Here is a 22,994-nt window from a genome sequence, read left to right as displayed (position 1 = left end):
CCTGAGCACAGAGCAGTGATTCGGACGGCCAACCGAGTCTAGTGCTACCCGATGACAGGTGAAGTTCACGGCTCGGGCTGTGCTAACAATTGTCGCGGCGGGGGGACGGCGCCCGGGGATTCGACCCGCTGACACCGCGACAATCCGGGCCGAGGGATGCCATGACACAACCGCCCATGCCGCCGAACAACGGTCAGCCCGACCCGTACGGCGGCTGGCAGCCCGCCGCCGGTCAACCGCAGCAAGGCTATGGCCAGTACGGCACGCCGCAGCCCGGATTCGATCCGCAACAGCAAGGATTCGCGCCACCGCAGAGCGGCTACCCGCCGCAGCAGCAGTACGCCCCGCAGCCCGGCTTCACGCCCGACCAGCAGCAGTACCACCCGCAGCAAGGCTTCGCGCCGCAGCAGCAGTTCGCTCCCCAGCAGCAGTTCGCGCCGCAGCAGGGTTACCCCGGACAGCAGTTCCCGCCACAGCCGGTGCCGCCCAACAAGAATCGGCTGATTCTGGTGCTGTCGCTGGTCGTCGTGCTGGTGCTGGTGGTGGGTGTGGTCGTGGCGCTGGTGATGACCGGCGGCGACGACGAGCAGGCCGCGCCCGGAACCTCCACGCCTGCGGGCAGCACCGCCGCGTCGACCACCACGAGCGGGTCCGGCACCACCACGCAGGCGCAGCTGAATGCCATGGTGCTGGCCGAGTCGGATCTGCCGGTCGGCTGGAAGGTGAAGACCGAGCCGAAGGACGAGGAAACCGACGACCCGAACAAGACGTCGGGCGAATCACCCGAATGCACCACGCTCCTACGCCAATACGCGACCCCGGTCGACTACGACCCGATCCTCGAGGGCCGCTCCCTGTTCAGCCGCAGCGGCTCCAGCGGCGGCGCGAAGGTGAAGACGGTGGCCCAGCTGGAAACCGCCGCCCAGGCCAAGAACGACTTCGACCGGGAGAAGGACACGTTCACCAAATGCCCGGTCGTGCTCTACGAGGACATGCGCCTCACCTACAAGAAGATCGACACCACCACCATCGGTGACGGCCTGGTCGGCTACGAACTCACCGCCGTGGTCGGCACCGGCCAGGCCAAGGCGCTGCGCTACATCGCCTACGACGGCGACCGCTTCTGGCTGTTCGAGTACTCGGCCAACAGCAACGACTACAACGCCGCCGACGCCCAGCTGCTCCTGGACAAGGCCCTGGCCAAATGGAAGGCCGCCGTCAAGTAACCGCGAAAAGCGCGGGAGCGCAAGCGCGACACCGGTTCTCAAACGAGACAGGCCCCGACCCCGAAAAGAGGTTCGGGGCCTGCCCCAGGCTCGAGGGGTCCGGGGGCCTGCCCCTGATTATCAATGGGGGTTCGGGGGCGAAGCCCCTGAGAACCCCATAGAGTTTGGATTACTGCACGTAGCGCCGCAGGCGTCGCGCCGCGAATTCGCGGAAGTACGCGACCTTCTCGTCCGGGACGATGGACGGGAGCAGGAAGAACCAGGCCCGTTCCATGCGGGTCGCCATCTGGTCGATGGATTCCGTTGAGACGGCGACGATATGGACGCCGGTCGTCATCTCCTGCAGCAGCAGGCCGATGGTCTCCGGATCCAGATCCGCCTTCAAATCGCCCTGGGCGATGGCGCGTTCGGCGAGCAAACGGTGCGTTTCGCCCCAAGTCTTGGCGATGTTGTCGCCGGCCGCGCCGCGGTAATCACCGATCTGATGGGTGAGTTTCAGCATGGCGCCGACCATGGGATCGTTCATGGTCAGATCCGCCACCACGTAGGTGATTCCGATGCATGCCTCGAGCGCGGGCACGCGCGGATCGAAGAATCCCTGGCAGGCGCTGATCAGTCGCTCATTGCCCTGATCGACCACCGCGCGGGCCAGTTCTTCCTTGGACCCGAAGTGAAAGTACAAGGCGCCCTTGGTCACATTGGACTGCGCGATGATTTCGGACAGGCTCGCGTTCGCGTAGCCAAGTCGCAGAAAGACATCGGCCGCACCCGCAAGCACGGAATCGCGGGTGATCTCCGCACGCGCTTGCCTAGCCATCAGATCCGCCTGTCATCACACCAGCCATCCTGAAGTAGACCGCCATCCCGAAGTAGACCGACACCGCAGTTCGAACAGCACACGTAGGATGGGTGAACCGTACCATCCGACGGCAGGATGCCAGCCGATTCGAGCATTCGACCCGTCCTCCACCGCAATTCATGGGCTAACTGTCCAGTTCCGGCGCCGTGAACCGAATATTTCAGACCGATGGGTTCGATAGCCCTTTGCCGCTGGGCCATTCCGACGCCAGCTTCGGGTCCGACTCCAGATGGGTCAGACCGTTCCAGCACAGATTCACCAGGTGCGCGGCCACCACTTCCTTGGACGGCTGCCGCTCGTCGAGCCACCAGGTCGCCGCCGTCGCAACCATTCCCACCAGCGCTTGCGCGTACAGAGTGGCCAGACTGGTGTCGAATCCGCGCCGTTCGAAATCCCCGGCGAGGATGTGCGCCACCTGATTCACGGCCTCGTTGAGCAGACTCGAGTACGTGCCCTCCGCCGCGGACACCGGCTGATCGCGCATGAGAATGCGGAAGCCGTCCGTGCGCTCCTCCATATAGGTGAGCAACGCCAGCGCCACCTGCTCCAGCCGCACCCGGGAACGGTTCTGCGTCAGCGACGTTCGGATCATCTCGAGCAGGGTGGACATCTCCCGGTCCACCACGACGGCGTACAACCCCTCCTTGCCGCCGAAATGCTCGTAGACGACCGGCTTCGACACCTGCGCCCGCTGCGCGATCTCCTCGATCGAGGTCGCGTCATACCCCCGTTCGGCGAACAGCGCCCGCCCGATCTCGATCAATTGCTGGCGACGCTGCGTGCCGGTCATCCGCTGCCGGACCGCCCGCTGTGGCTCACCAGAAGCCATCGTCTCGCCTCCCTGCGCATCGCCCGACTGTCACCACAACTGTTCCAGACACTTGACCTGGAAGCCGCATCACCCCGCCGGGCCAACATGGGCGGGCATAAGAATCGCGTTTCGGCGGCCTAGTGTGCGAGTATCTAGGCGCATGCCGATGATGTAACCCGCGCGAACCGTACGGTCCGCCGGTGTTCGATCCGCCGTAGTGTAATGGCAGCACCACTGATTTTGGTTCAGTTAGTTCAGGTTCGAGTCCTGGCGGCGGAGCTCGCGAGCAGGGGCACTATCGTTGCCCCGGCACATAGCTGACCCAGCACAACTGTGGCCCAGCACAAAGCAGAACTCAGCACGATGACCGGCAGCCGAGGGAGATCCATGCCACAGCAGACCGCCGTCGTCGTTCTCGCCGCCGGAGCCGGAACCCGAATGCGGTCCAAGACCCCCAAGGTGTTGCACCCACTGGCCGGCCGCAGCATGCTCGCGCACGCGCTGCATGCGGCGAACGAGATCGACCCCGCGTATTTGATCACGGTCGTCGGACACGACCGGGAAGCAGTCGGCACCGCCGTCGGCAAGGAAGCCGCCGAACTCGGGCGCGAGATCCCGCTCGCCATCCAGGAGGAGCAGCGCGGCACCGGGCACGCCGTGCAGTGCGCGCTCACCGCGGTCCCCGAGGATTTCACCGGCGACCTGCTGGTGACCTACGCGGATGTGCCACTGCTGGACGGACATACGCTCACCGCGCTGCTCGACGAGCACCGCAGTTACTCCGACGGTTCGGCCGTCACCGTGCTCACCTTCGAACCCGACGACCCCAATGGGTACGGCCGCATCGTGCGCAATGCCGACGGTCAGGTCATGGAGATCGTCGAGCACGCCGACGCCACGCCGGAACAGGCCGCCATCACCGAAGTCAATTCCGGCGTATACGTTTTCGACGCCGCGGTGCTGCGCATCATGATCGGGCGCATCGACACCGCCAATGCCCGCCACGAGCTGTACCTCACCGACGTGCTGAAGCTGGCGCGCGAGGCCGGGCATCCGGTTCACGGTGCGCGCCTGGTGGATTCGGCCAAGGTGACCGGCGTCAACGACCGCGTGCAGCTGGCCGACGCGGGTCGCACGCTCAACCGGTACATCGTGGAACGGCACATGCGCTCCGGTGTGACCATCATCGATCCGGCCACCACGTGGATCGACGGCAGTGTGACCATCGGGCGCGACGCCGTCATCCGGCCGAACGTACAACTGCTGGGCGACACCGTGATCGGTGAGGACGCCGAGATCGGCCCCGACTGCACGCTCACCGATGTGACCGTCGGCGACGGCGCCAAGGTGGTCCGCACGCACGGCGAGAAGTCGAGCATCGGCCCCGGCGCGAATGTCGGCCCGTTCGCATATCTGCGGCCCGGCACCCAGCTCGGCGAGGCCGGCAAGATCGGCACCTTCGTCGAGACCAAGAACGCGAATATCGGCGCCAAGACCAAGGTGCCGCATTTGACCTATGTGGGCGATGCCACCATCGGCGAGTCCAGCAACATCGGCGCGTCGAGCGTGTTCGTGAACTACGACGGCGTCAACAAGCACCACACTGTGATCGGAAACCACGTGCGAACGGGAAGCGACAATATGTTTGTCGCGCCGGTAACCGTGGGTGACGGGGCGTATACCGCAGCAGGTACTGTGCTGCGTAGAAATGTTCCGCCGGGGGCTCTCGCGGTGTCGGGTGGAGCACAGCGCAATATCGAGGGCTGGGTGCAGCGCAAGCGACCCGGCACCGCTGCTGCCAAGGCGGCCGAATCAGCCGCCGAGGCCACCGAGAAAACCGACGAGCAAAAGGATGGCGAACGTCCGTGACCGCGTTCTCTACCGACAATCACAAGAACCTGATGCTGTTCTCGGGACGCGCTCATCCTGAGCTCGCCGAGGCGGTGGCCAAGGAACTCAACGTCCACGTCACCCCCCAGACCGCCCGCGACTTCGCGAACGGCGAGACCTTCGTCCGGTTCGAGGAATCGGTCCGCGGCTCGGACGCCTTCGTGCTCCAGTCCTTCCCGGCCCCGCTCAACCAGTGGGTCATGGAACACCTGATCATGATCGACGCTTTGAAGCGCGGTTCGGCCAAGCGCATCACCTCGGTGCTGCCGTTCTACCCCTACGCCCGCCAGGACAAGAAGCACCGCGGCCGCGAGCCCATCTCCGCTCGCCTCATCGCCGACCTGCTCAAGACCGCCGGCGCGGACCGCATCATCACCGTCGACCTGCACACCGATCAGATCCAGGGCTTCTTCGACGGCCCGGTCGATCACATGCACGCACAGGTGCAGCTGGTCGAGCACATCCGCAACAACTACACCCTCGAGAACATCACCGTCGTGTCCCCCGACGCGGGCCGCGTGAAGGTCGCCGAGAAGTGGGCCAACAACCTGGGCGACGCGCCGCTGGCGTTCATCCACAAGACCCGCGACCCGCTGGTCCCCAACCAGATCGTCGCCAACCGCGTGGTCGGTGAGGTCGAGGGCCGCACCTGCATCCTGATCGACGACATGATCGACACCGGTGGCACCATCGCCGGCGCGGTCAAGGTGCTCAAGGAGGCCGGTGCGGGCGACGTGGTCATCGCCGCCACCCACGGCATCCTGTCGGCCCCCGCCTCCGAGCGCCTCGCCAACTGCGGCGCCAAGGAGGTCGTGGTGACCAACACCCTGCCGATCGACGAGGAGAAGAAGTTCCCGACGCTGACGGTTCTCTCCATCGCCCCGCTGCTGGCGCAGACCATCCGCGAGGTCTTCGAAAACGGCTCCGTCACCGGCCTTTTCAACGGCAACGCCTGACGTTCGCCGGTTAACTGCCGAAACGCCCCTTCCGAACCGGGAGGGGCGTTTTTCGTGTGAAAAACAAGGCAATCTGGTCTCGGGCCGGGGCGCGGCGGTAGCGTTGGATCCGAACTCAGCGGTTAGCTACTGGTGCGCTACAGCGCGGACAGGTGGTGGGTGCAATGGACGACCGGCGAGCCGACGACGAAGACCAGCTCATGGACGAGGTCTTCGACACCGACGACATCGACACGGACCTCGACTACGACCTCGGCGACGACGACCAGGAGGACGAGATCCGCGAATACGAGCGCTACATCGCCGACCCGCCGGAGGACCTGGTCATCCGCAATCGGGAGAACGACGACACCGGACGGCTCGGCATCCAGGCCGAACTCGACCAGGAGTGGACGCGGCGCCGGCGGCGCGACGAGAACGCGAGCGAGGACGATCGACCCGCCGAGGTGGCGGCCATGGACATCGTGGACGACATAGGCGACTGACGGTTTCCTATAGTTGCCGCATGGCGCAGTTCACCGGGTTCCCCCTGACCGGGCTCGACTTCTACGAGGATTTGGAAGCCGACAACAGCAAATCCTTCTGGAACGCGAACAAGAAGGTGTGGGAGGAGTCCGTCCGCGACCCCCTGCTGGCCCTGGTCGCCGAACTCGAACCGGATTTCGGACCCGCCAAGATCTTCCGGCCGTACCGGGACGTGCGCTTCTCGAAAGACAAGTCCCCCTACAAGACTCACCAGGGCGCGGTCGTGCACACCACCCAGACCTCCGGCTGGTACGTGCACATCAGCGCGGCGGGGCTGTTCGTCGCCGGCGGCCTCTACGCCGCGTCCCCCGCACAACTGGCGGCCCTGCGCACCGCCATCGACGACGACGTCCGCGGCGCGGAACTGGAAGCCATCCTCGCCCGGCTCGAATCGGCCGGATACCAGATCGGCGGCGACAAACTCGCCACCAAACCCAAGGGCTACTCGATCGACCACCCCCGCATCGACCTGCTCCGCCACAAATCCCTCACCGCCGGAAAGGAATTCGGCGCACCGGACTGGCTGACCACCCCGCGCGCCGCCACCGAGGTCCGCGCAGCCTGGGAAGAACTGCGCGGACTCCAGGAATTCCTGGCGGCGGTCACCGACCAGAAGTAGTGGTCAGCGGCGCCGGGAACGGTGCGGCGTCAGGATGACCGTGGTCCGCGGGACTCTCGCATCCGCGCCCGCATCTGTGCACGAGGGGTGGGATCGTCTTGCGCCTCAGCCGAATTCGCCGATGCCCAGGGAGCGGCCACGACCACGCCGGTAGCAGCGATCTTGTCCGCGAAGGTTTGCCGGCGTTCATCCCACAGGGGCCACAGATATCCCAGGTAGCACGGGATCGCATCGGCAGCGTGCGCGATCTGCCGAAGCAGCGCCCGCCCCACACCCACCGGCTGTCCACTCTCGAGGCCGACCAGCCACAATCCCAGGGCTTGTTTACCCAGCGACTGTCCCCGGCGACCCTGCCGGAACGCAACGTTCCACCCGATCGCGGTGACGATGACCAGGATCGTGGGCACCAGCAGAATCAGGATCAGCCTCTTGGTGAGGCTGATCTGACCCGCGTACCCGACCACGTAGCCCGGTTTCCCCGGGTAGGGGTCTCCCAGTTCGGGTTTCAAGGCATCGACGGCCCACCGCATACACGCCAGGGCGATCACGATGACCGTCACCGCGAATATCAGATCGATCGCACCCGCGCCCACGCGCGCCGGCCACGAGGCGAACCGAAGACTCCGATCCTGACCCATGCGCATAACTCCCCGTCCGAATGTCTCGACCGATCCACACACCGGTCGAGACATTCAGCGTCCGCGGAGCCGATAAGCGCTCGATAAATCCCGGATACGCCGAGCGAGTTCAGCGGCGCTCGGCCAGGAACAGCGCGAAGCGGTCGTCGGGGTCGGTCCAGACCCGCTCGGTCGCGAAACCGGCTGCGGCCAGCTCGGTTTCGAAGCCGTCGCGGTGGAACTTGGCCGAGATTTCGGTGCGCATCTGCTCACCCGCCGCGAACTCGACGGTCAGGTCGAGTTCGGGGATGGTGACCACCATGTCGGCGGTGGCTTCGAGGCGCATCTCGATCCACTCGTTCTCGGCATCCCAGAGGGCGATGTGCTCGAACCGTTCCGGCTCGAAGTTCGCGCCGAGTCGCGCGTTGAGCACATGCAGCACATTGCGATTGAACTCGGCGGTGACGCCGGCGGCATCGTCGTACGCGGGGACCAGGACGGCGGGATCGATCACCAGTCCCGCGCCGAGCAGCAGCTGCTCCCCCGGCTCCAGGACATCGTGGATGCCCGCCAGGAACTCCGCCCGCTCGTCCGGGACCAGGTTTCCGATGGTGCCGCCCAGGAAGGCGATCATCCGCCGCCCGCCCCGGGGCAGGTTCTCCAGCGTGGCGGTGAAGTCGCTCACCACCCCGTGCACGGCCAGCCCCGGAAACTCGTGCGCCACCTCATCCGCTGCACCGCGTAGCGCGGACACCGAAACATCCTGCGGCACATACTTCTTCAATGGCCCACCGGAGGTGAGCGCGTCCAGCAGCAGCCGGGTCTTGGCCGCCGATCCGGCCCCCAGCTCCACCAGCACCTCGGCCTGCGCGACCTGCGCGATCTCGCCCACCACGCGTTCCAGCAGCGCCCGCTCGGTCCGAGTCGGGTAGTACTCCGGCAACTCCGTGATCTTCTCGAACAGCTCACTCCCGCGCGCGTCGTAAAACCACTTCGGAGGCAACGACTTCGGCGAAGCGGTCAACCCCGCCTGCACATCCCCCCGCAGCGCGGCGGTCAAATCTTCATCGGTCAAATGGATCTCGAACGTAGCCGCACTCATGAAGTGGCCCTTCCAGTCTCAATGTCAAGCGATCGCACCGACTTCCACCCCGGCCGAACCTCCACCAGCATCCGATCCCCGATCGCCTCCCAGCGCGGATCATCGTCATACGGTTCCGAGGCCACCACGGCGAACTCATCGGTCACCAAAATCGACAACGAGTGATGCCACGTAGTGGCCCACACCGTCTCCCCATCCCCCAGCAGTAGATTCAGCCGCGCCCTGGGCGATTCCGCCAGCACGGCCGAAACCACCCACCGCAGTGCGACATCCGGCGCAAGCCCCCTGACCCTTGCACTGGTATTCGACGCATGCTCGCGCGCCTGCGGCACATCACTGTCACTGTGCCCCCAGCTCCAGCTCCGCACCTCCGGCGGAGAACCCGAGGTGACGGTCACGCTCACCGCCGACCCGTACGACGCCGCGGTCCCGAAGGAGCCGGTGTGCGCCTCCGATCGAATCGGCCCGTCCTCCCCTGTGGCCGAGGCGGACGCCCCAGCCGCACTCGCCGCTCCCGAATTCTCGGTTTCGTCCACATGCGATGCGGCAGTGACTCTTTCCCCGTCGGGCGAGGCAGCGCCTTCGAGCAGTCCGCGCAGAATGACCCACAGCGCCGCCGAATCCGTCAGCGATTCCGCCTCGAGCAGTGACGGCGAACCGCATCGCGCCGCAATAGCGGTCAGCGCCCGCCGCCAATCCGGAATCGCGCCGTTGTGACTGAAAGCCCAGCGGCCGTGGGTGAATGGCGCACAGGCCGCCCGCTCCACCGGCATGCCCACCGTCGCGGAGCGGATCGCCGCCAGCACGGCCGACGAACGCAATTGCGGCAGTATCTCTTCCACCGCCGGGTCGGTCCATATCGGCGCGGCATTGCGATAGCGGCTGACTCGAAGCCCCGGCGCGGTCGGGCGAGCGGATTCGGCAGTTTCCTGCGTAGCGGCCGACCCCCGGGCAGGAGCCGACGCGCCGTCGCGCTGCGCGTCCACCGGGTCCTGGGGTGCGCCGCCGTGCCAGATGACACCCGCGCCATGGTCTTCCGGGGCGGACGGGACGGGCAGCCACCAGGCGACACCGAAGCCGTCGGCATTGATCGTTCCGCCGCCGCGCATTTCGCGGGGTGCCCAGGATTGAGTGAGCAGGGAGTGCGGGCCTCTCGTCAGGAGGTCACCCACGGAGGTGGGCGGGCCGAGGTAGGCGAGGTGGCGGCACATCAGAGGTCCTCCGGGCGGAGGTCTCGGGCCAGGCGGAAGCCGGAGAAGATCTGGCGGCGGATGGGGTGGTCCCAGTTGCGGAAGGTGCCTCGCACCGCCACCTGGTCGGCGGCGAAGGAGCCGCCTCGAAGGACCTTGTAGTCGCCGCCGTGGAAGACCTCGGAGTACTCCGCGTAGGGGAAGGCTTTGAAGCCGGGGTAGGGGGTGAAACCTGAAGAGGTCCACTCCCAGACGTCGCCGATCAGCTGGTGAACGCCCAGGGCGGATGCGCCTTCCGGGTACGCGCCTACGTCGGCCGGTTCCAGGTGGTGCTGGCCGAGGTTGGCGAGGTACACGTTGGGGTCGGTGTCGCCCCAGGGGTAGCGGTGGGAGCGGCCGGTCGCGGGGTCGTGGCGGGCGGCCTTCTCCCATTCGGCTTCGGTGGGGAGGCGTTTGCCCGCCCAGTTGGCATACGCCTCGGCCTCGAACCAGCAGACGTGGACCACCGGCTGGTGCGGACGCAACGGCTGCATGACGCCGAAACTCCTTCGCCACCAACGGCCGCCACCATCCTGCTCCCAGAACTGCGGCGAGGTGAGACCGGCTTCGACGCGGTGCGTCCAGCCGCGTTCGGACCACAGTTCAGGGCGGTCGTAACCGCCATCCGCCATGAAGGCGAGGTACTGCTCATTGGTGATGGGGGCGGCGTCGATGGCGAAACCGGGAACATGCACCGGATGTGCGGGCCGCTCATTGTCCAGCGCCCACGGGTCGGTGTCGGTGCCCATGATGAATTCGCCTGCGGGGATTACCACTTCACCGCTGACGCTCAGCTTCGCGGCCGGCGGTGCGGGAGCCGCGAGCACCGCGTCACCGGTTCGCAGCTGATGGGTGGCCAGCATGGTTTCGTCGTGCTGCTGCTCGTGCTGGGCGATCATGCCGAAGGCGAAGCCACCCGCTACCAGGGCGTCACCCTGTAATGGGCTGCGCTCCAGCACATCCCACACCTTCTCCCGCACGGTGCCCACATAGTCGCGGGCCTGCGCGGGATCCAGCAGCGGCAGTGCGGGACGATCCGCGCGTGCATGCTTGAAGGCGTCGTAAAGGTGATCGATGTCCTGGCGCACCGGTTCCCGGCCGCCCACATCGCGCACCAGCCACAACTCTTCCTGATTGCCGATATGCGCGAGATCCCACACCAGCGGGCTCATGATGCGCGAATGCTGGGCCACCAGTTCGGCTTCGTCCACACAGTCGGTGAGGCCGACGGTGCGGCGGCGGGCACGTTCCAGGACTTCCGCAATTCGCTCGCGCAGGCGTTCGGTCTCGGCACGATCGGTGCCCGGCAGGTGCTGAACAGTCATGAGAGAACTCCGGATTCGAAATCTTCGAGAGGCGTGCGGCCGCCACGGCATCGCTGCGCGGCGGCATCCAATTCGCGGGCGGCGGTGGCGGTTGCGGCGTGCGCGGCGGCCAGTTCCAGCAGCGCCACTGCGACAGCGCGCAATTCGGGATCCGCGAGCCCGTAGCGGGCGGCCTCCGACCACATCTCCGCCACCGACTTGGCGAGGGTCGTGGCCTCGGAAACGGTTGCGGGCGTGGACATGAGCGCGTCGACGGCGTACACCGGCACCGACCAGGAGTCACCCGGCTGGGCGTCGAGGTAGCGCACCTCGAGATGCCCGGCGGCCCGCACCGGCGGAAACACCGTGGTCAGGTGATAGTCGAGATCGGCGCGATCGGGCCGGCGGCCGAGCTCGTCGTCCAGCGCCCCGCACAGCCAATCGGCGAAGGTGGCCCCCGGCGGCGGCGACCAGTCCTCGCCTTCGGAGCGGACGCACAGCAGCGGCACATCCAGCGCCCAGTGCCCGTACCCGGCGAGCGGCCCCGGCCAGTCGTGCACGGACGGCCGGGTGCGCAGATGATCCAGGCGCAGCCAGGCCCGCATGCGCTGCGACGCCCACTCCCCCGGCGGCGCGCCCCGCAGCGTCGGTGAACAGGCGAAAGCAGCCAGCAAGGCCGGGCCGATGGTGTACAGCGCGGTCCAGCGGGCGGCGATCTCCTCGGCATCGGCCCCGGCGTCCACGCTCACCTGGGTGGCGGCGGTATTGCACATCATGAGCGCGCCGAAGGGCCCGATATTGGCGAAGGCGTTCTCCATGGCGCAGTAGCGCGGCAGCTGGAGCAGCCGGCGCGGCGGGCGGAAGGCGTCCGCGGCGGCGGAAAAGGTTCGGATATCGCGAGTTTCGAGAAGTTCTCGCAGGCGGGCCGCGTCGATTCGCAGGCTCTCGCAGAGTTCGGCGGAGGTGCCGAACGGGGCACTGGACAGTTCGATCTGACCGCCGGGTTCGATGGTGATCCGGCTGCCCCCGGGCAGTGCCAGGGCGGGGGACTCTGGGTCGAGGGACCGTGGCGCATACGGTCCGAGCGCGTCGGCGAGCCGGCTCAATTCCGGACGCGGGGCGGACGCCGAATACTCACCCTGCGCGGTGAGCCACTCCAGTTCGGCGCCGATCAGACTCGGTGGGCCCTGCTTGAAACAGACACCTCCGATATAAGCCTCAGCTGCTGCACGCGAGGAGAATTCACCCGCCGGTAGCTGCCGACATCGACCGTCGGCAGAGGCGAATGCGCGCGATAGATCAGCAGGAGATGCGGTGACAGACATTCCAACCTCCAACTCCTCCCCCCACCGGCGCCCGCGCGGACACCGATCAAACCAGGGTAGCGAGCAACACCGACAAGCGAACCTGACGAAACAGTGAACACTGTGATCGACATGGTTGATTCCGCCCATGTGGCAGAATCGATTCCACGCATTCCACCGGCGAAACCCGGCGGCCGTCCCGACGCGCTACCCTCGCCCACATGCTGAATCTCGCGCAGCTCCGCGCCGACACTCCCGGTTGCGAAGACAAAGTCTTCCTGGACAGTGCCGGTTCCTCGCTGCCGGCCACCGTCGTCCTGGACACCCAGATCGCGCATCTGCGGCGCGAGGCCGAGGTCGGCGGCTATCGGGCAGCGAATGAACGCCTGGATGACCTGCACGCCGTCAAAACCGATATCGGCAGGCTCATCAATGCCGACGCCGAATCCATCGCGCTCAGCGACAGCGCGAGCCGTTCCTGGACCGACTTCTTCTACTCGGTCCCGCTGGCTCCCGGCGACCGCATTCTCATCTCCGGCGCGGACTACGCCAGCAATGCCATCGCCGCCCTGCAGCGGGCCCGGCAGACCGGCGCCACCGTGGAATCCATCCCCGGCGACAGCACCGGGCAGCTCGACCTCGAGGCCCTCGAGACCCTGGTCGACGAACGCGTGAAACTGGTGTCGCTGCTGCATGTTCCGACCAATGGCGGCCTGGCGAATCCGATCGCGGAGGCCGCCGCCATCGCCCGGAAGGCGGGCGCGCTGGTGATCGCGGACGCCTGCCAGTCGGCCGGTCAGCTGCCTCTCGATGTGGCGGCGCTGGATGTGGACGCCCTGTCCGCTACCGGGCGCAAATGGCTGCGCGGCCCACGCGGCACGGGCTTCCTGTACGTGCGTCCGGAGCTCGCCCGCACGCTCGAACCCGCCCGCCTCGACCTGCACAGCGCCGAATGGACCGCCCCCGGCGCCTACCGCGTGGCAGCCGACGCGAGCCGCTTCGAATTCTGGGAGTGCGATGTCGCGGCCCGCCTCGGCTTGGGCGCGGCGGTGCGCTACCTGCTGGACCTCGGACCCGGGCTGGTCTACGAGGCCATTGCCGAGCGTGCCCGGCACCTGCGCGCAGCTCTATCCGAGATCCCCGGGGTCACGGTCCGCGATGCCGGTGTGCAGCACGCGGGCATCGTGTCCTTCACCGTCGACGGCCTGGAGCCGGTCGAGGTCCGCGACCGGCTGGCCGGCCAGTCCATCACGGTCACCGTCAGCCACCGTTCCTCCACGCTGCTGGATATGACGGCCCGCGGCCTGTCGTCGGTGGTGCGCGCCTCCCCACACTGTTTCGTGAGCTTCGACGACCTCGACCGTTTCGCCGGAGCAGTCCGAAACCTGCGCTGACCCTCGCAGGTTCGCATGCGGCGGACATCGGCGAATCGGTTAACAGCACCTCGCTATGGCGGGATAGTGGAGATGTTGGCGACCGTGCGAGGAGTGCCCGATGAGCCGCTTCACCGATGAAATGTATGCGACAGCGCAGGTTTCCGAACGTGGACTGGTGACCGGGGAACCGGACGCGCCGCTGCGGCAGACCTGGGGCGAAATCCACGACATCGCCCGGCACATGGCGGGTGGGCTCGCCGCGGCGGGCATCGGCCACGGCGACGCGGTGGGGGTGCTGGCCGGGATGCCGGTCGATATCGCCCCCGCCTGTCAGGCCGTGTGGATGCGCGGGGCCTCCATCACCATGCTGCATCAGCCGACCCCGCGCACCGATCTGGAGGTGTGGGCGCGCGACACCGAAACCGTGCTGAACATGATCGAGGCCCGCGCTGTCATTCTCGGCGCACCGTTCGAGGTCGCGGAACCTCTACTGCGCGAACGCGGTATCGCCGTGGTGACCATGGAGCAGATGCGCGCGGGCGCGGCCATCGACCCGCTGCCCACCGGCGAGGCCGATATCGCCCTGCAGCAGTTGACATCCGGCTCCACCGGCATCCCCAAGGCCGTCCGCATCACGCACGGAAACTTCTTCGTCAACGCCTACGCCATGTTCGACCGAGTGAAATTCCAGCTCGACGCCGACGTCATGATCAGCTGGCTACCCCTGTTCCACGATATGGGCATGGTCGGATTCCTCTCCGTGCCAATGCAGTTCGGCGCCGAAGTGGTGTGCGTGACCCCGCTCGACTTCCTCATGCGCCCCATCCTGTGGGCCGAACTCATCTCCAAGTACCGCGGAACAGTCACCGCCGCACCGAATTTCGCCTACTCCCTGCTGGCCCGCAAACTCCGCAACGCCGACGACGGCACCATCGACCTGAGCAGTGTCCGCTACATGTGGAACGGCGCGGAGCCCGTGGACGCCGACACCATGGACACCCTCGCCGCCGCCGGAAAACGCTTCGGCCTCAACCCCATGGCCCTCACCCCGGTCTACGGCATGGCCGAAACCACACTGGCCGTGTCGATTCCGGATCCCGGCCTCGGCCAGGTCCTCGACGTGGTCGATGCCGACCTCCTGGAGGCCCTCGGCAAGGCGGTCCCCGTCCGCCATCCCGAACACCACCACGGCAACCTCCGCCGCCTCCCCACCCTCGGCTACCTCGTCGACAACCTGGAAGGCCGCGTAGTCGACCACGAAGGCCAGCCCCTCCCCGTCCGCTCCGTGGGCATCATCGAACTCCGCGGCCCCGCAGTAACTTCCGGCTACGTCACCACCAACGGCTTCCGCCCCGCCCTCGACCCCGAAGGCTGGCTCGACACCGGCGACATCGGCTACTTCACCGAAGACGGCCTGGTGGTGGTCTGCGGCCGCATGAAGGACGTCATCATCATGGGCGGCCGCAACATCTACCCCACCGACATAGAACGAGCCGCCCTCCGCATCAAGGGCGTCCGCCCCGGCAACGCGGTAGCCGTCCGCCTCGACGCCGGCCACAAACGCGAAAGCTTCGCCGTAGTAGTGGAAAGCAACGACTTCCAAAACCCCAACGAAGTAAAACGCATAGAACACGACATAGTCCACGCCGTCTTCTCCGAGGTAGGCGTCCGCCCCCGCAGCGTCACCGTCCTGGGCCCCGGCGCCCTCCCGAAAACGTCCTCCGGCAAACTCCGCCGCTCGGCCACAGCCGCTCACCTGACCTGACGGTACTCCGGCACGGGGAGGCCGCCGATTCCCCAGTCATCCAGGGCCACTTCGTCGATGATGACGAAGGTGGTGGCGGGGTCCTTGTGCAGGATTTTCTGGAGCAGGTCGGTGACGCCGGCGATCAGTTGGCGTTTCTGGTCGAGGGTGACGTCTTCGTCGGTGACCTTGATGTTCACGTAGGGCATGTCAGTCCTGTTCGAGGTTGTAGTGGAAGACCTTGGCGATGATCTGCCAGCGGCCGTCCAGGTGGATGAGGGTGAGCAGGTCGATGAATCGCTTTGGGCCGAGGGAGCATTCGAGGCGGGCCAGCGCCGTGACCGGGCCCGCGAATTCGATCGAGACGATTCGGTCGCGACGGACTTCGTTACGGGAGGCGGGGGCGGGGCGGGCGTCCACGATGGGGAAGTACTCGTCCATCGTGAGGTGGGTCAGGGTGCCTTCGGTGGCGCAGGCGTACATGGCCCTGGGGTGGAAAACCTTGCGTAGTAGGGAGGTATCGCTGTGGTACAGGCCGTCGAAGTAGAGCTGGAGGGCGGCGGCCACGTCCTGTTCGGTCACGAGGCCACCTCGGTGAGTTCGCGCACGCCGGCCCAGCGGTGGGCGGCTTGGGCCACGCGGCGGCCGAGGTGTTCGGCGGTGGCGAGATCGCCGGGGCCGGGGGCGATTTCGGGGGCGGCGTCGGCGGGTGAGTGAGCCATGGCGCCGAGGAAGGCGCCCAGGCGGTTGAGGTCGGCGGTGGTGTCGAAGTCGCCGGGGAGCAGGCCGAGGCCGACCCAGACCATGCCGTGCTGCATGGCGAACAGCGAAAGCGATTGCAGGGTATTGAGTTTGTCGCCGTTCACGCCCGCCGAATTGGTGAAACCGGCTGCGATCTTGTCCTTCCAGAGCTGTTGGGCCCAGCGGCCCGAGGTGGCGTCGAGGAAGGACTTGAACGGGGCGGAGACTCCGGCCATGTAGGTCGGGGTGCCGAAGATGATGGCGTCGGCGGCATCGATTGCCTCCCAGGCGGATTCGTATTCGTCCACGGCGACCAGGCGGACATCGGTGCCGGGCACCGAGGCCGCGCCGAGCCGGACGGCTTCGGCCTGGACACGGGTGTGGCCGAAGCCAGAGTGGTAGACGATCGCGACGGTGGTCATTGGGTGGTTCCTTCCCTCGGGCTGGTACAACCCACGCTAGGAACGGCAGCGACATAAGACCACGACCTATTCTGGATGGCTCCTATAAGCTGAGGTTATGGATGTCGATATCCGCGACCTGGAGCTGCTGGAAGCGCTGGGGAGCCACCGGACGCTCACGGCGGCGGCGCGGCAGCTCTATGTCAGCCAACCGGCCCTGAGTCAGCGGCTGCTGCGGCTCGAAGATCGGCTGGGCACACCGCTTTTCGATCGGCGGGGGCGGAATCTGGAGCCCACCGTCGCGGGCCGGCGCATGTTGCAGGCGGCGGGGCGCACGCTCGGTGAATTGCGTTCGGCGCGACACGATTTGCGGCAGCTCGGGGCGGGGCGGGCGCGGGCGGTGCGGATCGCCTCGCAGTGTGCGGCGAGCTACGAGTGGATGCCGCTGGTGCTCAACGCTTTCCGACAGCGCATGCCGGAGTCGGAGATTCAGGTGGAGCCGGTGCATGACGACGAGATGATCGACGCGCTGCTGGATGATCGGCTGGATGTGGCGCTCATCGCCAAGCTGGATCGGCGGGTGGATCGGGTGCGGCTGGATCGACTGTTCGACGATGAGGTGCGGGCGGTGGTGAGCGCCCAGCATCCCTGGGCGGGAAAAGACTTCGTCACGGCGGACGAGTTCGAGGGCGTTCACCTGGTGCTGCCGGATTCCTATGACCAACAACGGATTCCGACGCCGCCGCTGCCGCTGCCGGAGGGCGCGCGCTACGGGAAGCTGACCACGCTGGCGGCCGGATTCGACACCATTATCGAAGTGGTGGCTTCTGGCGAATCGGTGAGCGTCATGCCGCAGTGGGTGGCCGAACGCGTCACCGGTCGCACCGATGTGGCGACCGTGCGCGTGGGTGAGATTCCGGAGCGACGCACCTGGTATTGCGCCACCCGGCACGACGAAACATCCGAAGCCGTCACGACTTTCATGGAGCTCATCGCCGAGCAGCTGGCCCGGCGCTGAGTCAGTGCAGCTGGTTCTGCGCGGTTTCCAGCCCGACCCGGAGCAGCAGCTCGACGGCGTCTGCGGCCTGTTCCACGATCACCGGCAACTCTTTGCGCTCCGGTGCGGAGAACGGTTTGAGCACGTAGTCGGCGGGATCCTGGCGACCCGGCGGACGGCCGATGCCGAAGCGCACGCGCAGATAATCCTTGGTGGTCAACGCCTGCGACATGGAACGCAGGCCATTGTGGCCGCCCTCGCCGCCGCCGCGCTTCAACCGAATGGTGCCGAAGGGCAGATCCAGTTCGTCGTGCACGGCGATCACCTCGGTCGCGGGCACGGAGAAGAACTTGGCCAGTGCCGCCACCGGGCGGCCGGACAGGTTCATGTAGCTGCGCGGCTTGGCGATCAGCACCTTGCGTCCGTCGAGGCGGGCCTCCAAAAGGTCCGCGCCCGACTTCTTGTGCACGGTGAAACGGCCGCCGACGCGCTCCGCGAGTACATCGGCGACCATGAAACCGACATTGTGCCGGGTGCGCTCGTATTCGGATCCGGGGTTGCCCAGACCGACCACGAGCGCGGGCCCGTCATATGCCTCGGTCATCGATTTCGAAAACCGTTGCGAGAGTTATTACTCGGCGGCTTCTTCGGCAGCCTCGGCCTCGCCCTCGGCGGCCTCGGCGGCCGGCGCGGCAATGATGTTCACGATCAGGGCCTCGGCGTCGCCGGCCAGGGTGACACCCTTCGGCAGCGCGATGCCGCCCGCGAGGATCTGGGTGCCGGCCTCGGCGCCCTCGATCGAGATCTCGATGGACTCGGGGATGTGCAGGGCCTCGGCCTCGATGGAGAGGGTGGTGGCTTCCTGGGTGACCAGGGTGCCGGAGGCGGCGTCGCCGGTCAGGGTGACGTGCACGTCGGCGGTGACCTTCTCGCCGCGACGCACGATCAGCAGGTCGGCGTGCTCGATGTAGCGGCGGATGGGGTGAACCACGACCGACTTGGTCAGCGCCAGCTGCTTCTTGCCCGCGATGTCCAGGTTCAGGACGGCGTTGGTGCCGTGCTCACGCAGGATGGCGGCGAACGCCTGGGCGTTCACGGACAGGTGCTGCGGCTCCTCGTTGTGGCCGTACAGCACGGCGGGAACGTTGCCGGCGCGACGGGTACGACGCGCGGCGCCCTTGCCGAATTCGGTACGAACGGTGGCTTCGAGAAGGTTGGCGTCGGACATGACTTGTCTACTCCTACGGCGTCGGCGAGATTATCGGCGTGTGCGAATCAGGGGACTGGGCCACACTGACTCTGTTGGTCTGCTAGTCACAGGCAAGGAGACCGAACAGGGGACGGCCGAAGAGCCGAGCCGCGTCGATCACGGTGGGCAACGAAGCCACACCCTCGCCGAGACAACCCGAGAACTTTAACACGCATCGATAGCGCTTCCACACCACCCCCCACTCCAGCACGGGGCTGCGCAAGAAGGGCGGGGGCGTTGCCCCGAACCCCATGGGAGTGAGGTTCAGGCCGCGTGCGACTTGAAAGTGGCTGCGTAGCAGTCCACGTAGGGGCGGCCGGAGCGGCGGACCAGATCGAACATGAGGTCGTCGGTGGCGGCGCGGACGCCCGCCTTGTCCGCGGGAACGAAGAAGCGCGGGTGACCGAAGGAGATGCGGACCTTCGCCGGACGCAGGGTGCGGCGGTTGCGCGGGTTGACCTTGTCGGTGCCGGAGAGGACGACCGGGATGACGGGTGCGCCGGTCTGCATGGCGACGCGGATGACGCCGGTGCGGCCCCGGTAGATGCGGCCGTCGGGTGAGCGGGTGCCCTCGGGGTGGATGCCCCAGATGCCGCCGCGCTCGAGAATGCGGCTTGCGGCGGCCAGCGAATCCGATCCGGCGGTGCCGCCGGTGCGGTCGACGGGAACCTGATTGGTGGCCTTCATGACCCAGCGGTTGATGCGCCCGCGCACCCCGCCGCCGGTGAAGTACTCCTGCTTGGCGATGAAGGTGACCGGCCGGTCCAGCACCAGGCACAGGTAGAGCGAATCCACCACGGCCAGATGATTGGCCGCGATGATCACCGGCCCGTCCTTCGGAACATGGTGCAGCCCTTCCATTTTCGGCCGCCCCAGCAGGCGCAGCACCGGGCCGACCAGGATGTGCTTGAGCACCCAGTACCACATGGCATTCCTCCCCGGAACAAATTCGTAGACACTGTCTACGAGACTGTCACCTGTCTACCACCATGAGGTAGACAGTGTCTACGGCGAATCGCGTCAGGAATGAGGTGAAATGCTCGACATGACTGTGGCCGAGCCTTTGCGGGAACGACTGGTGAGCGCCGGCGTGGACATGCTCGAACAGGTCGGCGCGGTCCAACTCGGATTGCGGGCCATCGCCCGCGAAGCAGGCGTCTCGCACGGCGCACCCCGCCGCTACTTCCCCACCCACAATTCCCTGCTCGCCGCCGTCGCCGCCCGCGGATACGCCGACCTCCGCACCGAAATCGAAGCGGTGCAGGGTGATTCACCCCGCCAACGCCTGGAAGCCGCCTGCCGCACCTACATCGGCTTCGCCACCCGCCGCCCCGAGATGTTCACCCTCATGTTCCGCCACGACCTCCTCGAAGGCGCGGGCGAGAACCTCCGCGAAACCGTCACCCTCCCCCTCTTCCGCTGGTGGCGCGACCTCGTGGCCGCCTGCGCCCCCGACGCCCCCGACGACCGCGCCATCGCCCTGTGGACCAACCTGCACGGCATCGCCGTCGTCGCCGCGAACCGCAGCCTGGAAGCCGTCGCACCACAGGCAGACGTCGACCGCCTGATCGAAATCGCAATTACCCGGCACCTCGGATAACTGCCTGCTTCGGAACATCCCCTTCGTCATCCCGGCGCGCTTTTGGCCGGGATCCACACAGTTGAGAGATGCACGGCCTGCGTGGATCCCGGCCAAAAACATGCCGGGATGACGGGGTGTTGATGCCGGAGGGCTCTGGACCGGCCGGTCGGGCGCTCCGGCCGGTCACGTACCCTGGACAGGTTGCCTCGTCTGCACAAAAGGAGTCCCCCGTGAGTTCCCCGAACACCGATGCGACCACCGCACCCGCGAGCGGGCGGCTGGCCGACGAGGTGTCCCGGCGGCGCACATTCGCGGTCATCTCCCACCCGGACGCCGGTAAGTCGACGCTGACCGAAGCGCTCGCGCTGCACGCCAAGGTGATCTCGGAAGCGGGCGCGATCCACGGCAAGTCGGGTCGCAAGTCCACCGTCTCCGACTGGATGGAGATGGAGAAGGCGCGCGGCATCTCCGTCAGCTCCACCGCCCTGCAGTTCGAGTACGGCGACTGCGTGATCAACCTGGTCGACACCCCGGGTCACTCCGACTTTTCCGAGGACACCTACCGCGTGCTCACCGCGGTCGACGCGGCGGTCATGCTCATCGACGCCGCCAAGGGCCTGGAACCGCAGACGCTCAAGCTCTTCCAGGTGGCGCGCGACCGTGGCATTCCGGTCATCACCGTCATCAACAAGTGGGACCGGCCGGGCCGCGAGCCGCTGGAACTGCTCGACGAGATCACCGATCGCATCGGACTCACGCCCACCCCGCTGTTCCTTCCGGTCGGTATCGCCGGCGACTTCCGCGGTCTGCTGCGGCGCGGCGAAGACGGCGCGGCCACCGAATACATCAACTTCACCCGCACCGCGGGCGGCGCGACCATCGCACCGGAGGAGCACTACTCCCCCGAGCAGGCCGCCGAGAAGGAAGGCGAGGTCTGGACCACCGCCGCCGAGGAGAGCGAACTGCTGTCCGCCGCCGGCCAGGACCACGATCAGGAACTGTTCCTGGCAGGCCACACCTCCCCGGTCATCTACGCCTCCGCCATGCTGAATTTCGGTGTGCGCCAACTGCTCGAGACGCTCGTCGAACTCGCGCCCGCGCCGCGCTCACGCAAGGACGTGAACGGCAATCAGCGCGAGACCACCGACCCGTTCAGCGCCGTCATCTTCAAGGTGCAGGCGGGCATGGACACCGCGCACCGCGACCGCCTGGCCTTCATGCGCATCGTGTCCGGTGAATTCGAGCGCGGCATGGTCGTGACGCACGCGCAGACCGGTCGCCCGTTCGCCACCAAGTACGCACTCACCGTGTTCGGCCGCGAGCGCACCACCGTCGACACCGCCTATCCGGGCGATGTCGTCGGCCTGGTGAACGCCACCGCCCTGGCCCCCGGCCACACCCTGTTCGTGGACAAGAAGGTGCAGTTCCCGCCGATCCCGTCCTTCGCGCCCGAGCACTTCGCCATCCTGCGCGCGCAGAGCGCCGGCAAGTACAAGCAGTTCCGCAAGGCCATCGATCAGCTCGACTCCGAGGGCGTGGTCCAGGTGCTGCGCAATGATGTTCGCGGCGACGCCTCCCCGGTGCTGGCGGCGGTCGGCCCCATGCAGTTCGAGGTCGTGACGGCCCGCATGCTCGGCGAGTACAACGTCGAGACCAATCTCGACAACCTCCCCTACCAGCTGGCCCGCCGCACCGACGCGGAGTCGGCTCCGGAGCTGGCCCGCCAGCGCGGCGTCGAGGTCTTCACCCGCACCGACGGCGTCATGCTCGCGCTGTTCGGCGACAAGTGGAAGCTGGCCTACGTCCAGAAGGAACACCCGAATCTGACGCTCGAGCCCCTCGTCGCGGGCGCGGAGTAGAGCTACCCCAGGGTGCCGGACCCGTCCGGGGGCATAGTGGGTTCGGTGCGGGGGATGTCGGCGGGGTCGCGGGCGATCAGGCCCCAGCGGCTGGAAGTCAGTCGGAGACTGGGTAAGTCGGATAGCGACAGGACCACCTCGTAGGTGCGTTCGTAGCCGGTGTGGGCGATGCGCCACTGGCCGTCCTGGCAGCGGACGTACTGGTCGGAATAGAAGGCCGCGCCGCGCAGCAGCATATTGTGGCCGGGAATGAGCACGGTGTCCGCGAGATACCAGGTGCCGACCGCGGTATCGCCGTCCACATCGATCTCGGGGTGATCGCAGCGGTGTTCGGTGATCACATGCGGGCCGAGGGTGTTGCGCATGAACGCGAGAAACGCGTCGCGGGACTCGAATTGGAGGTATTCGCTGTAGGTCGCGGTCGCCTCCGGGACCATGGTGTCGGCGAACTCCTCCCACGCTTTGGTGTCGAGGGCACGCAGGTACCGGAACTTCAGCCGGCTGATCGCGGCGACGGCGTCGGAATCCATACCGTCCACAATCCCATCAGCCGTGCGGGATCCTGCACATATTCGAGCGAATTTGTACCGTATCGCTATAAGC

General features: G+C 66.9%; 23 protein-coding genes, 1 tRNA gene and 1 pseudogene. 11 read left to right on the top strand and 14 right to left on the bottom strand.

Translation table 11 applies throughout. From position 1 onward, the window contains the following. Positions 1–161: 161 nt before the first annotated feature. Positions 162–1,226, top strand: a complete 1,065-nt coding sequence (locus tag H0264_RS10290) for a hypothetical protein (protein ID WP_181583752.1) — start codon at positions 162–164, stop codon at positions 1,224–1,226. A gap of 169 nt (positions 1,227–1,395) precedes the next feature. Here the strand turns inward: H0264_RS10290 and H0264_RS10285 are convergent, their stop codons facing one another. Both H0264_RS10285 and H0264_RS10280 read right to left on the bottom strand, forming a co-directional pair. Beyond that, positions 1,396–2,043, bottom strand: coding sequence for a TetR/AcrR family transcriptional regulator (locus tag H0264_RS10285; protein WP_181583751.1), 648 nt, complete (start codon positions 2,041–2,043; stop codon positions 1,396–1,398). A 202-nt stretch (positions 2,044–2,245) separates the two neighbouring features. Then, positions 2,246–2,875 carry a TetR/AcrR family transcriptional regulator gene (locus H0264_RS10280; RefSeq protein WP_181585422.1) on the bottom strand — a complete coding sequence of 210 codons (630 nt, stop codon included), beginning with the start codon at positions 2,873–2,875 and terminating at the stop codon, positions 2,246–2,248. Between the two features lie 229 nt (positions 2,876–3,104). Between H0264_RS10280 and H0264_RS10275 the strand changes: the two genes are divergently transcribed. The 5 genes from H0264_RS10275 (at position 3,105) to H0264_RS10255 (ending at position 6,886) form a co-directional block, all read left to right on the top strand. Then, a tRNA-Gln gene (locus H0264_RS10275) sits at positions 3,105–3,175 on the top strand. A gap of 108 nt (positions 3,176–3,283) precedes the next feature. Beyond that, a complete protein-coding gene (gene glmU, locus H0264_RS10270; protein ID WP_181583750.1) occupies positions 3,284–4,765 on the top strand; it encodes a bifunctional UDP-N-acetylglucosamine diphosphorylase/glucosamine-1-phosphate N-acetyltransferase GlmU in 1,482 nt (493 codons plus the stop codon). Then, on the top strand, positions 4,762–5,742 hold the full coding sequence (locus H0264_RS10265; protein ID WP_181583749.1) for a ribose-phosphate diphosphokinase: 981 nt from the start codon (positions 4,762–4,764) through the stop codon (positions 5,740–5,742). Before glmU ends, H0264_RS10265 begins: the two co-directional genes overlap by 4 nt. A 164-nt stretch (positions 5,743–5,906) precedes the next feature. After that, positions 5,907–6,227, top strand: a complete 321-nt coding sequence (locus H0264_RS10260) for a hypothetical protein (protein ID WP_231083223.1) — start codon at positions 5,907–5,909, stop codon at positions 6,225–6,227. A gap of 20 nt (positions 6,228–6,247) precedes the next feature. Next, positions 6,248–6,886 carry a DUF2461 domain-containing protein gene (locus H0264_RS10255; RefSeq protein WP_181583748.1) on the top strand — a complete coding sequence of 213 codons (639 nt, stop codon included), beginning with the start codon at positions 6,248–6,250 and terminating at the stop codon, positions 6,884–6,886. Between the two features lie 29 nt (positions 6,887–6,915). Here the strand turns inward: H0264_RS10255 and H0264_RS10250 are convergent, their stop codons facing one another. From H0264_RS10250 to egtA, 5 genes and pseudogenes are all read right to left on the bottom strand, one after another. Continuing rightward, positions 6,916–7,524 carry an RDD family protein gene (locus H0264_RS10250; RefSeq protein WP_181583747.1) on the bottom strand — a complete coding sequence of 203 codons (609 nt, stop codon included), beginning with the start codon at positions 7,522–7,524 and terminating at the stop codon, positions 6,916–6,918. Between the two features lie 109 nt (positions 7,525–7,633). Then, positions 7,634–8,605, bottom strand: a complete 972-nt coding sequence (egtD, locus tag H0264_RS10245) for an L-histidine N(alpha)-methyltransferase (RefSeq protein WP_181583746.1) — start codon at positions 8,603–8,605, stop codon at positions 7,634–7,636. A gap of 596 nt (positions 8,606–9,201) precedes the next feature. Next, a pseudogene (locus tag H0264_RS39305) lies at positions 9,202–9,816 on the bottom strand (class II glutamine amidotransferase domain-containing protein); the annotation flags it as partial. Continuing rightward, positions 9,816–11,159, bottom strand: a complete 1,344-nt coding sequence (gene egtB / locus H0264_RS10230; protein ID WP_181583745.1) for an ergothioneine biosynthesis protein EgtB — start codon at positions 11,157–11,159, stop codon at positions 9,816–9,818. The pseudogene H0264_RS39305 and the gene egtB, both read right to left, overlap by 1 nt. Beyond that, positions 11,156–12,349 (bottom strand): ergothioneine biosynthesis glutamate--cysteine ligase EgtA, encoded by a 1,194-nt coding sequence (gene egtA, locus H0264_RS10225; protein WP_231087158.1) that lies wholly within the window; start codon positions 12,347–12,349, stop codon positions 11,156–11,158. The genes egtB and egtA overlap by 4 nt, the downstream gene beginning before the upstream one ends. A 314-nt stretch (positions 12,350–12,663) precedes the next feature. Between egtA and H0264_RS10220 the strand changes: the two genes are divergently transcribed. Next, complete coding sequence (locus H0264_RS10220) at positions 12,664–13,836, top strand: aminotransferase class V-fold PLP-dependent enzyme (protein ID WP_181583743.1); 1,173 nt, start codon at positions 12,664–12,666, stop codon at positions 13,834–13,836. Between the two features lie 100 nt (positions 13,837–13,936). Continuing rightward, positions 13,937–15,583 (top strand): fatty acyl-AMP ligase, encoded by a 1,647-nt coding sequence (locus H0264_RS10215; protein WP_181583742.1) that lies wholly within the window; start codon positions 13,937–13,939, stop codon positions 15,581–15,583. On the opposite strand, the gene H0264_RS10210 is transcribed toward H0264_RS10215, so the two are convergent. The 3 genes from H0264_RS10210 to H0264_RS10200 are packed head-to-tail and all read right to left on the bottom strand — an operon-like array spanning position 15,571 to position 16,725. Then, positions 15,571–15,771, bottom strand: coding sequence for a tautomerase family protein (locus tag H0264_RS10210; RefSeq protein ID WP_181583741.1), 201 nt, complete (start codon positions 15,769–15,771; stop codon positions 15,571–15,573). The genes H0264_RS10215 and H0264_RS10210 overlap by 13 nt on opposite strands. 1 nt (position 15,772) lies before the next feature. Further along, entirely contained in the window at positions 15,773–16,144 is a 372-nt protein-coding gene (locus H0264_RS10205) for a nuclear transport factor 2 family protein (RefSeq protein WP_181583740.1), read from the bottom strand. Further along, positions 16,141–16,725 carry a flavodoxin family protein gene (locus H0264_RS10200; RefSeq protein WP_181583739.1) on the bottom strand — a complete coding sequence of 195 codons (585 nt, stop codon included), beginning with the start codon at positions 16,723–16,725 and terminating at the stop codon, positions 16,141–16,143. Before H0264_RS10200 ends, H0264_RS10205 begins: the two co-directional genes overlap by 4 nt. 97 nt (positions 16,726–16,822) lie before the next feature. Between H0264_RS10200 and H0264_RS10195 the strand changes: the two genes are divergently transcribed. Beyond that, positions 16,823–17,722 (top strand): LysR family transcriptional regulator, encoded by a 900-nt coding sequence (locus H0264_RS10195; protein WP_181583738.1) that lies wholly within the window; start codon positions 16,823–16,825, stop codon positions 17,720–17,722. Position 17,723: 1 nt separating this feature from the next. Here the strand turns inward: H0264_RS10195 and pth are convergent, their stop codons facing one another. The 3 genes from pth to H0264_RS10180 all read right to left on the bottom strand — a co-directional run bounded on the left by pth (position 17,724) and on the right by H0264_RS10180 (position 19,877). After that, positions 17,724–18,305 (bottom strand): aminoacyl-tRNA hydrolase, encoded by a 582-nt coding sequence (pth, locus tag H0264_RS10190; RefSeq protein ID WP_181583737.1) that lies wholly within the window; start codon positions 18,303–18,305, stop codon positions 17,724–17,726. A 27-nt stretch (positions 18,306–18,332) separates the two neighbouring features. Then, positions 18,333–18,929 (bottom strand): 50S ribosomal protein L25/general stress protein Ctc, encoded by a 597-nt coding sequence (locus tag H0264_RS10185; RefSeq protein WP_181583736.1) that lies wholly within the window; start codon positions 18,927–18,929, stop codon positions 18,333–18,335. A 285-nt stretch (positions 18,930–19,214) separates the two neighbouring features. Then, entirely contained in the window at positions 19,215–19,877 is a 663-nt protein-coding gene (locus H0264_RS10180) for a lysophospholipid acyltransferase family protein (RefSeq protein WP_181583735.1), read from the bottom strand. A gap of 109 nt (positions 19,878–19,986) precedes the next feature. On the opposite strand from H0264_RS10180, the gene H0264_RS10175 reads away from it, so the two are divergent. After that, positions 19,987–20,550, top strand: coding sequence for a TetR/AcrR family transcriptional regulator (locus tag H0264_RS10175; RefSeq protein ID WP_338040138.1), 564 nt, complete (start codon positions 19,987–19,989; stop codon positions 20,548–20,550). A gap of 212 nt (positions 20,551–20,762) precedes the next feature. Continuing rightward, positions 20,763–22,391, top strand: coding sequence for a peptide chain release factor 3 (locus tag H0264_RS10170; RefSeq protein WP_181583734.1), 1,629 nt, complete (start codon positions 20,763–20,765; stop codon positions 22,389–22,391). A gap of 2 nt (positions 22,392–22,393) precedes the next feature. On the opposite strand, the gene H0264_RS10165 is transcribed toward H0264_RS10170, so the two are convergent. Then, on the bottom strand, positions 22,394–22,921 hold the full coding sequence (locus H0264_RS10165) for a nuclear transport factor 2 family protein (RefSeq protein ID WP_181583733.1): 528 nt from the start codon (positions 22,919–22,921) through the stop codon (positions 22,394–22,396). Positions 22,922–22,994 lie beyond the last annotated feature (73 nt).

It is taken from the genome of Nocardia huaxiensis, assembly GCF_013744875.1.
Classification (GTDB): Bacteria; Actinomycetota; Actinomycetes; order Mycobacteriales; family Mycobacteriaceae; genus Nocardia; species Nocardia huaxiensis.
The sequence above is the reverse complement of the archived record's forward strand: the minus strand, read 5'-3'. Positions and strand labels throughout refer to the sequence as shown.